This is a genomic window from Clostridium paridis, from assembly GCF_016765615.1.
Lineage (GTDB): Bacteria > Bacillota > Clostridia > Clostridiales > Clostridiaceae > Clostridium_T > Clostridium_T paridis.
In genome coordinates this window covers 803,472-817,206 of record NZ_JAESWA010000022.1, presented here as the reverse complement: position 1 = coordinate 817,206, position 13,735 = coordinate 803,472, and the positions used below count along the sequence as shown (strand labels likewise).

13 protein-coding genes are annotated in these 13,735 nt (G+C 30.0%); 7 read left to right on the top strand and 6 right to left on the bottom strand.

From position 1 onward, the window contains the following. The first annotated feature begins 3 nt into the window (after nucleotides 1-3). Nucleotides 4-1,152 carry a trans-sulfuration enzyme family protein gene (locus JK634_RS11825; RefSeq protein ID WP_202767848.1) on the top strand — a complete coding sequence of 383 codons (1,149 nt, stop codon included), beginning with the start codon at nucleotides 4-6 and terminating at the stop codon, nucleotides 1,150-1,152. Between the two features lie 45 nt (nucleotides 1,153-1,197). Here the strand turns inward: JK634_RS11825 and JK634_RS11820 are convergent, their stop codons facing one another. The 6 genes from JK634_RS11820 to rbr all read right to left on the bottom strand — a co-directional run bounded on the left by JK634_RS11820 (nucleotide 1,198) and on the right by rbr (nucleotide 6,800). Then, entirely contained in the window at nucleotides 1,198-2,289 is a 1,092-nt protein-coding gene (locus JK634_RS11820) for a GerAB/ArcD/ProY family transporter (RefSeq protein ID WP_202767847.1), read from the bottom strand. A 16-nt stretch (nucleotides 2,290-2,305) separates the two neighbouring features. Beyond that, a complete protein-coding gene (locus JK634_RS11815; protein ID WP_202767846.1) occupies nucleotides 2,306-2,521 on the bottom strand; it encodes a hypothetical protein in 216 nt (71 codons plus the stop codon). Between the two features lies 1 nt (nucleotide 2,522). Then, complete coding sequence (locus JK634_RS11810; protein ID WP_202767845.1) at nucleotides 2,523-3,689, bottom strand: Ger(x)C family spore germination protein; 1,167 nt, start codon at nucleotides 3,687-3,689, stop codon at nucleotides 2,523-2,525. Then, nucleotides 3,682-5,193, bottom strand: a complete 1,512-nt coding sequence (locus tag JK634_RS11805) for a spore germination protein (RefSeq protein WP_202767844.1) — start codon at nucleotides 5,191-5,193, stop codon at nucleotides 3,682-3,684. The genes JK634_RS11810 and JK634_RS11805 overlap by 8 nt, the downstream gene beginning before the upstream one ends. Before the next feature lie 110 nt (nucleotides 5,194-5,303). Then, nucleotides 5,304-6,140, bottom strand: coding sequence for a methyl-accepting chemotaxis protein (locus JK634_RS20545; protein ID WP_202767843.1), 837 nt, complete (start codon nucleotides 6,138-6,140; stop codon nucleotides 5,304-5,306). A gap of 75 nt (nucleotides 6,141-6,215) precedes the next feature. Further along, nucleotides 6,216-6,800 carry a rubrerythrin gene (rbr, locus tag JK634_RS11795; protein ID WP_202767842.1) on the bottom strand — a complete coding sequence of 195 codons (585 nt, stop codon included), beginning with the start codon at nucleotides 6,798-6,800 and terminating at the stop codon, nucleotides 6,216-6,218. A 196-nt stretch (nucleotides 6,801-6,996) separates the two neighbouring features. On the opposite strand from rbr, the gene JK634_RS20450 reads away from it, so the two are divergent. The 6 genes from JK634_RS20450 (at nucleotide 6,997) to JK634_RS11765 (ending at nucleotide 13,726) form a co-directional block, all read left to right on the top strand. Beyond that, the gene (locus JK634_RS20450) at nucleotides 6,997-7,644 is read left to right on the top strand and encodes a restriction endonuclease (protein WP_243425597.1); all 648 of its coding nucleotides are present in this window, start codon (nucleotides 6,997-6,999) and stop codon (nucleotides 7,642-7,644) included. A 16-nt stretch (nucleotides 7,645-7,660) separates the two neighbouring features. Beyond that, the gene (locus tag JK634_RS11785; RefSeq protein ID WP_202767841.1) at nucleotides 7,661-7,837 is read left to right on the top strand and encodes a hypothetical protein; all 177 of its coding nucleotides are present in this window, start codon (nucleotides 7,661-7,663) and stop codon (nucleotides 7,835-7,837) included. Between the two features lie 178 nt (nucleotides 7,838-8,015). Then, entirely contained in the window at nucleotides 8,016-10,376 is a 2,361-nt protein-coding gene (locus tag JK634_RS11780; RefSeq protein WP_202767840.1) for a hypothetical protein, read from the top strand. Then, nucleotides 10,376-11,320, top strand: coding sequence for an ABC transporter ATP-binding protein (locus JK634_RS11775; protein WP_202767839.1), 945 nt, complete (start codon nucleotides 10,376-10,378; stop codon nucleotides 11,318-11,320). Before JK634_RS11780 ends, JK634_RS11775 begins: the two co-directional genes overlap by 1 nt. Continuing rightward, complete coding sequence (locus JK634_RS11770) at nucleotides 11,310-12,167, top strand: ABC transporter permease (RefSeq protein ID WP_202767838.1); 858 nt, start codon at nucleotides 11,310-11,312, stop codon at nucleotides 12,165-12,167. Before JK634_RS11775 ends, JK634_RS11770 begins: the two co-directional genes overlap by 11 nt. Continuing rightward, a complete protein-coding gene (locus JK634_RS11765) occupies nucleotides 12,167-13,726 on the top strand; it encodes a hypothetical protein (protein ID WP_202767837.1) in 1,560 nt (519 codons plus the stop codon). Before JK634_RS11770 ends, JK634_RS11765 begins: the two co-directional genes overlap by 1 nt. Nucleotides 13,727-13,735: the final 9 nt, after the last annotated feature.

Sequence of the window (13,735 nt, the reverse complement as noted above, 5' to 3'; positions counted from 1 at the left end):
ATTATGAAAATTGATTCACTAGTAATTCACGGAGGAATTTCATCAGACAAGATAACAGGAGCAGTAAATGTGCCTGTATATCTTTCTTCAACATTTAAACAACCAGAATTTGGGGTGAATCTTGGATATGAATATGCAAGAACAGGTAACCCAACAAGAGAGTCAGTAGAAAAATTAATAAGCGATCTAGAAGGTGGAGTAAGAGGTTTTGCGTTTGCTTCTGGTATGGCAGCTACATCTACTGTATTAAATCTATTTAAATCAGGAGATAGAATTCTAATTAATAATAATCTATATGGAGGAACTTTTAGAGTAATAGATAAAGTGTTTTCAAACTTTGGGCTTAAATACGATATAGTTGAAGATTTTAATACTTTTGATTTTTCTACTATATCAGAGGATGTTAAAGGAGTATTTATAGAAACTCCAACAAACCCATTATTATCTATAACTGATATTAAGAGAGTTGCTGAAGAAGCTAAGAAGAGAAATTTAACTGTTATAGTTGATAATACTTTTATGACTCCATATTTTCAAAATCCACTAAGTTTAGGAGCAGACATTGTAGTACATTCTGCTACAAAATACTTAGGAGGACATTCAGATGTAGTTGCAGGTCTTGCTGTTACAAATAGCACTGAAATTGCTGAAAGATTAGCATTTTTGCAAAATTCAATTGGAGCAGTACTTCCTCCTTTTGATTCGTATTTATTAGTAAGAGGAATAAAAACATTAAGTGTTAGACTAGATAAGCATGCAGATAATGCTCAAAAGATAGCAGAATATCTTAAAGCACATGAGGCTATTGAAGAAGTATTTTATCCAGGTTTAAAGGATCATCCAGGTCATGAAATACAAAAAACTCAGGCAAGAGGTTTTGGAGGAGTTGTCTCCTTTAAGTTAAAAGAAGGATATGATTTTAAGAAGTTTATTAATTCATTAGAATTAATAACATTTGGGGAAAGTTTAGGAGGAATTGAATCATTATTATGCCATCCTGCTTCCATGACTCATGCAGCACTACCAGTTGAGCTTAGAGAAAGAATAGGAATAAAAGATAATTTATTAAGAATTTCAGTTGGAATAGAAAACTTTGAAGATTTAAGAGATGAAATTGAACAAGCAATAATAAATAGTAAAGAGGAAAAATAAGAAGAAGTGAAAATATAAGGTCTCAATCTTATATCTTCACTTTTTTTAATTATCTATAACAAGTTTTGGTTTCTTTACCTTCGCAACTATTAAAACAAAAATAGGAATTATCACTTGAAATGGAAAAGCATAATATTGGTATATATTTAAGGCCCAAAAAACCATTTCCATTATGTTGCCATAAATGAAGTATGAAAAGTAGGCCATAAGTAACCCTAATTGAAAAGTTATAGTTTTATAAGAGCTTAATCCAAACAAAGATTTTAATCCGTTGCTAGCTGCCATTAAACAAATATTAATCTTAATAAAAACAGAAGAAACAAAAGTTATTGAAACTGATACTTCAATTCTTTGAAGAAAATCTCCAACATGAATTCGACTAACCGCTATATACGAAGGAAAATAGGTATTGGTTAAGTTACATGGACCTAAAACTAATATATTTCTAAGAGCTATTAATAATATAAGAAGGCCAGAACCCAAAATAGAAATTAGTATAACCTTAAAAGGGTTAACCTTATCTTTGTAGAAATAAGGTAATCCCATAAATGCTATAATTTCTGCAAAAGGAAAAGAAAAAGCTGAAAACGCTCCAGAAAAAACTGGATTCCATCCATTTTTTAGTATAGGCTTTATATTTGGTAATGATTCTTTTGAAAGTGCAAGGAATTGTATTATTATTATTACTAAAATACAAGTTAAAAAAAGAATTTTTGAGCTTCTACCCACTGTTTCAAGCCCAGATTTAACTGCCCAAATACATAAAAGTGACAGTGTAATAACTGGTACAAGCATAGGAGTCTCAGGCATTGCTTGAGTACCTAAAAATTCTCCGAAATTACGAAGTACGAGTACACCAAGATGAAAGAAGTACCAGGTATATAAAATCGTAAACACTTTTGATAGTACCTTCCCAAACAATGTGTTGAAAATATCAAATAAACTTTTATTAGGGAATAATATTTGTATTCTACTATAAATATAAACTAAAGGAACTGCTAATAAGGTGGCAATAATGATTGAAATCCAGTTATCATTTTTTGCCTGCGCTCCAGCCCCTAATAATAAGGTACTTCCCATTAAAAATAAATTCATGGTACATATGGCTTGAGTATTAGATAAGGTTTCTTTATTCATTAGTTTTCCTCTCCTTTTATTTAATCCATCTAAATAAATATTTTATAAAGTCTGCAATAGGCTTTGCAGGAGATGGAATTTTAACATCAAGTGATAATAAAATGGCAACAACGAATGATATAAAGCAAAGAATTAGAGCAATAAAAAAATCTTTTTTCAAGTTATTTTTATAAAGATCTATTAAATCAAAGAAGACTATAGCAATATAAGAAAAAATCACTATTACAATCATATTAGTCACCCATCTCAATTGGAGTATTTGTAGTTGCACTATTTTTTATTTTAATATCTGATTTTACACTTACCTTCAAATTTTTAAATTTTTCTGGCCAATCATCTTTAATACTTTTCCATAGGGTAGGCATATCCTTTTGGATTTTTTCTCCAAATCCAAAAACATCAGCATCATACTCTTGTTGAAATCTTTTTATGACTCCCTCTACATTATTTTGAAGCATAATATTAGCCCTTTCTTCAATTTCTCTCCTTACATCTGCAGAGGAAAAATTTTCAAAGGATGCAATCTCAGCTAGTGCTACTTTAGTATTTATTAAAATTTGTATCTCCACTTCATTATTTGATATTACTGGCTTGATTTTAGATTTGCTCTTAAATATTTCTAAGGATATTGAACGAGATTCATCATAAGGAGTTTTACCTAATGTTAAAATACCACCCTTTACTTTATTATTAGCAAATAATAAGTATTGTGTACCTTCTCCAGTTATAGTTCCAGTTAATCTATCCCCTTTAAATATTGCTAAGCCATCTACATAAGGAGAAGCTTCTCTACCTTTACCCTTCAAAAGAACTGTTGGAAGTATAGCGTTTTTTCCTTCTTGTTTTAAATCAGAAATATAATCCCACAAGTCAATTAGAGGAGCAGTAGATACACTCTTTTCATTTTTTAGAACGCTTGCTAGTTCAAAAGATACAATTGACTTTGTAAAAGCATGGGCAAATAAAATTTCTTTTGCAGTTTTCTCTTTTGATACGCATACAGAGATGTCTGTTCTAGTTTCAGCGTCTCTTACATACCAGTCTATAATTCTTGCTAAGCCTTCTCTTGCAATAGTCTCACTTAAAATCATTACTTGTGCATGACTCCAATATGCACGTTTACCAGAAACGGTTATTAATTTTCTTGCAATTTCAAACATGGTATCGCCTGAAAGGGTAATAGTTTTTGATTCTGTGACAATTTCCTTGCCAGATTTAATATCAACAAATTCTGTGGTAACTTCAATTTTATTAGTCTCAGGATTTTTATCTATTGCTATACCTGAAACAATTATTAAGGATTCAATTTCTCTGTAATTCCAACAACCTGATAAGGTAGACATAAGTAAAAATATTGAAAGTAATAAAGCGAGATATCTATGAAGTTTAATTTTATTCACCTCTTTTTCTCTTATGTTTTATTGATATATAAAATGGATGAATCTTTGAATACCACCAAGGTGCTCTAATAATTACATCTTTAATATATTCTGGCTTTATGGATCCAATAGCTAGCATATAAGGCACTCCAAAGGATTTTAAACTCATCAAGTGTATTACTAGACCTAGAAGTGCAAATATATATCCATATATCCCGAGAAAGGCTGAGCAAAGTAAGAATATGGCTCTAAGTAGTATAGTTGCAGCCTTATTTTTAATATTTAAAAGACCAGTTATTCCAGTTAGAGCAACGACAATAACAATTGGAGCACTTACTATTCTTGCATCTACGGCTGCTTGACCAAGAACTAATGCACCGACTATACTTGTTGTTTGCCCTATGGAAGTAGGAAGCCTAGTACCAGTTTCCCTAAGAATTTCGAATACCAGAAGCATAAGAATAGATTCTAGTACTGTAGGAAAGGGAATACTTTCTCTAGCTGCGTAAATACTTAGGAGGAGTGGTGTGGGTATCATTTCTTGATTATAGGTTACAAAGGACAAATAAATAGCGGGTACGCTTACTGTTAAAAATGCAGCAATTACTCTAAGTATTCTATTAAAAGACATAAATACGTAATTGTTATAATAATCCTCGTTTACTTGAAAGTATTCAATAAACAAAAATGGAATTGTTAATGCAAAAGGTGTACCATCAACTAAGATTGCAACTCTTCCTTCTAAAAGCTTGCCAGCTACTGTATCAGGCCTTTCTGTACTACCGACAGTTTCAAAAGGAGAAAGATGAGCATCATTTAAAAATTCTTCAATATATTGAGAATCTAGTATACTATCTAAATCTATTTTGTTTAATCTAGAATTTAATTCATCTAGGATTTCCTTCGGAGCGATACCTTCTATATAACATATGCAGACTCTTGTATGTGTTTCATTCCCAATTTTTTTAAATTCAAATTTAAGGCTTGGGTTCTGAATTTTTCTTCTGAGCATAGATAAATTAACAACTAATGATTCTCCAAAACCTTCTCTAGGGCCTCTAACAACTTTTTCAGTATCAGGCTCTGCTATTGGACGTTTTTCCCACCCTCTAGATGCAATTATTAGGGCATCTATGCATCCGTCTATTAGTAATACAGTATCTCCAATAAGTATTGCTTCAAGAACTTTATCAAGTTCATTTGTTCTATTAATAGAGTTTGAGAATATTACTTTAGTCTCAAGTAAATCTATAAGATTAACATTTGTATTTGGTTCATTAAGTTTTAAAAAGGGCTTTATAATACTATCACTTAAGTAATCACTATTAATCATACCTTGTATAAAAAACAAACAACCTTTTAAATTACTATTAGAGTAATTCTCCATTCTTCTAGTTACCAATGTATCATCTTTCTGAAATATTCCTTTAATTAGTGTAATGTTTTTCTCTAAAGATTTATCAAGTGTCCTATTGTCAGTAAGCAAAGATTCATTAGAGGATTTACTCTTTTTGGAGTTTTTCATACTATCCCCCCTTTTATTTATATATTTAGTTTGTAAAACTTTAAGATTAATATACATGTAAAAAAGACTTATACAATTAATTTGCATAAGTCTTGTGAATTTATTTATTATTATATTTTCTCAGATAGATTAGTAAGAACCTGAGAAGAAACATTTAATTCTTCTATAGATGCAGCAATTTCTTCAAGAGTTGCAACTTGATCTTGAAATATGTTATTTGAAACAGTTACTCTGCTGTTTATTGCAGTAACTGTTTCATTTATGCTTTTTAAAACAGTATCTATCTTTCGTATAGATTCACTAGTAGAAGATGAGAGCTTTCTAATTTCAGTAGCTACCACTGCGAATCCCCTACCAAGTTCCCCAGCTCTTGATGCTTCAATAGCAGCATTTAATCCTAACATGTTTGTTTGATTTGAAATGCCTTGTATGAATTTTAAGATATCATCTGTATCCTTTGATGAGGCATCAGCTTCTTGAACCATTTGAGAAATATCAGTATTCATATTCACCACATCCTGAACTCCAATTGAAAGAGTACTAACTGCTTGTGATATTTGACTTAAGGATGATGAAAGTGTTTTTGTAAGAGAAACAACTTCATTCTTTTTGGCTAAGCTTCTACCTATAAGAAGACATCCTACAACTTCATTACTTTCATTCTTTATAGGGATAGCATAAGATCTAAAAGCAACCCCATATACTTCTTTAGGAACATCTTTTATAAGAGTTTGTCCTGACTTAATTGCTTCATAAGCACCACCGCTATTTGGTATATTGTCTCCTACGGTGATTCGTAAGTCTAGTGTAGGTGAGCTTTGATATTTTAAATATGTAGTAGTATCGGTAATACCTAATGCAACATCATCATCAAACATACTTGGCAAGTATGGTAGAAGAGTGTTAAAGGAATTAAGTATTTCGTTATCAGAGATTGGATTGATCATGTATATCCTCCCAAAAATATGTATTAAAATATAAGGGTGGAGTAAAAAAAATTTACTTCACCCAAAAAAATCTTCTTAATAATTTTCTTCTAAAATCCTAAAGTACTTTTGGTCATGTAAGCAAGCAGGGCATTTAAGTGGAGCTTTCTTTCCTTCATATATGAAACCACAATTACTACATTTCCATAACACTGATTCATCTTTTTCAAAAACTTGCCCCTTTTCAATACTTTCAACTAATTTTCTATACCTTTTTTCATGGAAATTTTCTACTTTACTAATATTATCGTAAGCCAGAGCAACATCTTGAAAACCTTCTTTTCTTGCAATCTCAGCAAACTTAGGATATAAATCTGTCCATTCTTCATTTTCACCAGCAGCAGCAGATTTTAGATTGTCCACTGTTTCTGTAGAAAGTGAAACTGGATATGAAGCTGTAATTTCAATTGCTTCATCTTTATAATCTTCTGCCAAAAACTTAAAGAATCTTTTAGCATGTTCTTTTTCTTGTTCTGCAGTTTCAAGAAAAATTTCGGCAATTTGAAGATATCCTTGTTTTTTTGCAACACTTGCATAATAGGTGTACCTATTTCTTGCTTGAGATTCACCTGCAAATGATGCAAGTAGATTTTTTGCTGTTTCTGTACCTTTTAATGACATAAAATCTCCTCCTAACATTAATATAAAAATTTTTAACCTAAAATAATTATACAATAAATTCAAAATAAATACAAAAATCAACATTTACACCAAATATGTTTATATACTTTTGATTGAGACCAAAATATTGTATATAATTATCTCTGGAAAGAAATATAATGATTGGGTTACATAATTAAACTAGAAGGTGCTACTAATGAAAAGAAGATTAAACAAAATACAAAAGATGCAAAGATTTATTATATTTTTATACTTAATAATTTTTATATATTTTTATATATACCAAAATCAGAAATCTCTACCTATTGTTGCATTAATTTTATTTATTTTAATTTATGTTGCTTTTAAAAAGAGAAGAATTGAGAAACTGAGGAATGCAACTTTTAATGAAATTGATATCATGTCTGGGGAAGAATTTGAAGAGTATCTTCAAGTGAAATTTAAGGATTTAGGGTACAAATGTAAGTTAACCCCAAGAACTGCTGATTATGGTGCAGATCTTATACTGAAAAAGTTTAGGGTCAAAAAGGTTGTTCAGGCTAAACGTTGGAAAAGTATTGTAGGAGTAGAAGCAATTCAGCAAGTCGTGGCGTCAATGAGATATTATAAAGCCACTGAAGCAATGGTGGTTACCAATAGTTACTATAGTGATAATGCAAAAAAACTAGCTATGGTGAATAATGTAGTGCTCTGGGATAGAAGGGATATAGATAAGTTGATTAAAGAAAAATATGATAGTCAATGCCCAAGTTGCGGAGGAAAACTAGTGTTTAGAAATGGACCATATGGGGAGTTTATAGGTTGTTCTAATTACCCGAAATGTACATATAAAGAAAAAATATAAACTAGGAGTGAAAGAAATGGAAGTAAGAGTATATATAGTAGGAAAAAAGGAACCAATAACTTATACAGGAGATAGAATTGATGTATTGGACTTAGAACTAAATGGAGTTCAATATAAGCAGATAAGATATTTTAGAAATGGTTTTAGTAAAAGTGAATTATTAAAAAAAGATTTAGTAAAAATTATTAAATAGTTATAAGTATAAAATATTAACTTGGTAGATGAGAAAAAAGTGGTAAAGAAACGTAGTTATGTAGTATTGAACCATTAAAAATTCATATTTATTGTAAGAAAATTTTAATAAATTCCTTCGTTAAATGTAGAAATAAATGTTTACAATAATATTACAGGAAGTTTTATGAGGTGAGATGATGAAGAAAAAAATTTCTATATTAATGCTTTTTCTGTTTATATTAACGGTAATAATACCTTCAAGTTTGGTAAAGGCGGAGGAAAGTAGTGTAAAAATAAAAGCTGACTTTGGGGTTCAAGGGGTATATAAATCCTATAGAGAAATGCCAATAAGCATAGAAGTAGAGAGCGAAACAAAAGACATACAAGGAGAGATACAGGTAACATATCCACTTCAAGATCAGAGGGGAGTAACGATTTCTCAAGAATTATCTTTAGCTAAAGGAGATAAGAAGAATATTGTATTAAGTATTCCAGTTGGAGAATCAATAAATAAGATAGTAGTTTCAATATATAACAAAGGAAAAAAAGAATATGAAGAGGAATTAAAGATAGGAAATAGTAAAAGACTTTCTCCCAATAAGCTTTTAGTTGGAACCTTAACTGAAGATCCTAATAGTTTGAGTTATATGGAATCATTAAATATAAATATAAAAAATGTAAAAGGATTAAGTTCAGATACAACATTGGTTAATATACCTGAGAATTTTCTAAAAGAAAATTCAAAAGTTTTAGATGTATTTGATGTTATAGTTATTGATAATTATGACACATCAAAGTTATCTAAAGGTCAGATAGATACCATTAAGAAATGGGTTGAAGGTGGCAGAGAACTTGTTATTGGAACAGGTATTTATGGAAAAAAAACACTTGGTATGTTCAAAGATGATTATATTAAGATTAAGAGTCAAGAATTAAAAAAAGTTGGAGAATATCAAGTAATGCCATTAACAATTGAGGCATCTAAAAATTTGGTTGATGATACAGGATATTTTCAAAAGGTACAAAAGGGTAACGGTAATATAATCTTTAGTTCATATAGCCTAGGTTCAGAGCCTTTTAACAAATTAATTGGTAAAACTTCAATAAATAATATAATTGATGAGGTTATTCCAGCAAAACTGCTAGAGCCAAATAGTTCAATGAGCGGAATGGATTATAGGATTCAAAACATGGTTGGAAATGTATTAGGAGTTAAATTGCCTAATACAAAAATTCTATTATTAATTCTATTAGTCTATGCTTTAATTATTGGACCAGTAGGTTACTTTATATTTAAAAAACTTAAAAAGAGCAGTTTATTGTGGATAGGAATACCAATAGCTGCAGTTATATTTACTGTCATTATATCTATCGTAGGCGGAACAACAAGATTGAAAGATCCAATTATGAATATTAAAAATTTCATACTGGTAGATAATCAAGGTAAAGGAAATGTTAATTCACTTGTTGGAGTCATGTTTCCATATAAAAGTGATCTGGAGATTCAAGAGCCAGAGTCATCTAAGCTAGAAACTATTATGGACAACTTAAATTATAATAACAGAAGAAGTGGTGATTTTACTAAAAATGTTGTCCAGAAGATAAACTATGTTGATGGTAAAAGAATTTATGAAAATAAAGATATGTCACCTTTTTCTCCAGCATATTTTTCTCTAAGCGGTGGAGAGAAAACTATTGGAAAGTTAGATGGTAAGCTAAATTATAGTGGAGGGAAAATCCAAGGTGACCTTAAGAATAATTTACAGTATGATCTAAACAGCTCTTATTTAATAACATCTTCAGGAATATATGAGCTAGGTAGTATATCTAAAGGAAAAGCATTGAGTATTAACGATTCAATGAAAAAATATAGAAATACTAACGATTTTATAAATAATTTTGTTGCAAGTTCTGCACCTTTAACTGAGGAAGAAATGCAGGAGCAAACTAAAAAAAGAATAGAATTTTCAGATATTGAGTATTTCTTAAATAGTTATTTAAGTATTTCTACAGGTAATTCAGTTCTAAATAAAAACTATATTATTGGATATATAGATGATAATTTTGCTGAAAATTTATCTATTAATAATGGGAAAGTAGATAAAAGAGAAAAAACATTAGCAGCTTTTCCAGTAGATTTAAGTTATGAGAATAATGGAATAGTTGAATATCCGTTTGGCTTGATAATTCCAGAATTAGATTTAAAGAGTAAGGTAAATGGAGTTGATTTAGTTAACGGTGAAATATATGAAGCCGGTGAGTTAGAATTAGAATATACCATTGAAGGAATAGTAAGTTTAGATAAAATATACTTTATGGAGGACCTTAATAACAGCAGAAATGGACTAAAGTATTCAGATATAGGTAAATTTGAAATATATAATTATAAAACTTCTAAGTATGATGAATATAAATTGAGTTCTGACAAAAAAGAATTTTCACCAGAGATGTATAGTTCTAATAATAAAGTTAGAATTAGAGTCGTAGCAGAAAATACTGAAAATGGAAAAATGCCAACAGCAATTCCTCAAATTGCAGTAACGGGGAGGGCTAAATAATGTTAGTTATTAAAAACTTAGAGAAGTCCTATGGGAGATTTAAAGCGCTTAATGGACTAAATTTAGAAATTAAAAAAGGTGAAATATTCGGATTTGTAGGGCCTAACGGTGCTGGTAAGACTACCAGTATGAAGATTATATCAGGATTATTATCCCCTGATTCAGGCGAAGTTTATATTGAAGGCATAGATGCAATTAAAGATAACAAAATACTTAAAGAAAAGATTGGTTATATGCCTGATTTCTTTGGAGTATATGATAATCTTACAGCACTTGAGTATCTAGAATTTTATGCATCCATTTATGGAATACTTGGTGAAGAGGGAAGAAAGCTTTCTTTAGAACTATTAGAATTAGTAAATTTAGTTGATAAAAAAGATTCAAATGTTAATGGATTGTCAAGAGGAATGAAGCAAAGATTATGCTTAGCAAGATGTTTGGTACACAATCCAGAATTATTAATTTTAGATGAACCAGCGTCAGGAATGGATCCAAGAGCAAGATTTGAAATGAAAAATATTCTTAAAAATCTTAAGGATATGGGAAAGACAATATTAATATCTTCTCATATATTGCCTGAACTTGCAGAGATATGTACAAATCTGGGGATTATAGAAAAGGGGAAGCTAATAGTTCAAGGTACTGTAGAAGAAATAATGATAAAAATGAATCACTCTAGACCAATAAAATTGAAAGTTTTAAGTAAGGTAGAAGAAGCAATTAGTGCTTTAGCAGAAATGCCTAATGTAGATAAACCTGTTCAAAATGAAAATGAAATTATATTTGGTTTTAAAGGAGAAGAAAAAGAAGTAAGCGACATACTAAAGCAATTAATTGACAGAGATATTGATGTTATATCATTTACACAAGAGAATGGAAGTTTAGAAGATGTATTTATGAGAATAACAGAAATGAGTAATGGAGGAGATCTTAATGAAAATTAATCCAGTATGGAGAAAAGAATTAGTAGTAACAATGAGAAGCATTAAATTTCCTCTTACCCTTGCAATTTCTCTAGGAATAATAAGTGCACTAGTTATTCTAGTTTTTGATGGATTGCTTACCCAAGTAAAGTTCTATGGAAATTTAACAAGCTTAACAGCCTTATATTTTATTACAACATTAATAGAGTTTGTGATAATTGGGCTTATTGCACCAACCCTTACTGCTCCTGCAATATGTGGGGAAAAGGAAAGAGGAACCTTAGATATTTTATTGTCAACAAAGATGTCACCACGTTCAATAATATTAGGTAAGTTATGGGCATCATTAAGTAAGGTTATTTTACTTATTATAGCCTCAACACCTATTTTTGCAATAACACTGTCACTGGGTGGTGTAAGTATATCAAATATATTTGAAATGATACTTTTATATATAGCTACTGCAATTTTTTGTGGTAGTGTAGGATTGTTCTTCTCATCTTTTTGCAAAAGTACAAAGGGTTCTATAGCATCTACTTATGTATTTCTATCAGTACTTGCCTTTGGAACTATTATAATAACGCTAATATACTATAACATTTTAGTAAATAAATATGCTTTATTAGGCAAAAGTTTAGACCCTGTAATACCAGTATGGTTATATTTTAACCCAGGCCTTGGATATGGATCTATAATATACAATCAATTAGGGGCAAGTACAAATTCTATATTGCCTTTTGGACAAATTGTTGGAATTGAAAAAGCATGGATTGTAAATTTAATCCTAGAAGGTATAATGACAATAGTAATGTTATTTGCTGCGACATACATGTTAAATCCTTTAAGAAAAAGGAGAATTAAAAAATAATGAGTGATAAAGAAAAACAAATTATATATTTTATAAAAAAGGCTGGAAGAAGAATAAAGATACAAATAGTATTAAATAAAGTAACTAAAGGATTATTAATTGCACTAGTATTAAGTACTTTATTATGTTTAATATCTCTTTTCATACCCTTTTATGAAAGTGTTTTTCTTAGTTTATTCTTCATATCATCAAGTTTAATAGGAGGGCTTATAATAGCCCTTTTTTATTTTCCAAGTATAAAGGAGCAAGGGATAATACTTGATTCTATAGGACTAAAAGAACGAGCATCAACTGCACTAGAATTGATTGGAAGAGATGAAGATTATGCAATTATTCAAAGGGAAGATGCATTAGATTATTTAGAAAAAGTTGATATTAAAAAAGGACTGCCTTTAAGAATAAATAAAAAATTGTTAATAGGCATAGGAGTATTTTTAATATTATTTATTACGTTTATATTAGTTCCAACTCCAGCAAAGGGAGTAGCAAAGAATGCTCACGAGCTTGAAAAAAAGAAAAATGAAGTAAGTAAAGTTCTGCAGGAAGAAAAGAAAAAGATAGAAGATAATAAAGAATTAAGTAAAGAGGATAAGAAAAAATTAAGTGAAATAATTGAAAAGAGTAAACTTGAAATTAATAAAGCTAATAATGAAAGTGATCTTAAAAAGACATTAGAAAGAATTGATAAAAAATTAGAACAGTTAGAAAAAGAAAAAGATAATAATAAAATTAGAAACTCTCTTGAAGAATTAAGAAATAAGTTGAATCCAAAGGCAGCAGAGGAGAGAAAGCTTAATAATAAAAAAGATATAGATGCAATAAAGGATAAGCTAAATGGAAGTGAAAAAACAAATGAACTAGCTAAAGCTATTGAGAGTGGTAAAGATGAAGATGTAAACAAAGCATTAAATAATCTTAACAATTCACTTAAATCTATGGGAGATTTAGAAAAAGGTGAAGTCTCCAAGGCATTAGGTGATGCTGCTAGTTCAGTATCTGATGAGGAGCTAAAGAATTTATTAAATAAAGCTTCGGAAGAAGTAATGTCAGGAGAAATATCATCAAATACCAAAGATAAACTAAATGATGCTTTGAAAGAAGCAAAAGAAGGTTCATCTATATCTAATTCCCAAGGAAATTCTAATAGTGAATCATCATCCCAAGGTGAAAATGGAAATAGCAGTGGAAATGGAAATAGCAGTGGAAATGGCCAAGGAAGTGGGCAAGGTTCAGGGCAGTCTCAAGGAAATGGGAATGGAGTAGGATGGAATAATGGTAGCAAAAATGGGAGAGAGGTTGATCCAGCCAAAGGTGAGCAAGTCTACATTCCAGATAGAAATTCGGGTAATGATGAAAATTTAACTGGACAAAAAAATAATGGAGGTAATTCACAGATTCAAAATTCTAGCAATGGAATAAATGAAAGAGGAGAATCGGTTGATTTAGATAATGTTATAGGGGATTATTCAAAAGATGCAATTGATGGACTTGAAGGGAGTTCCATGCCAGATTATCTTAAAGATATTATAAAGGATTATTTTGAAGAACTAGGTAAATAGGAGGAGAGA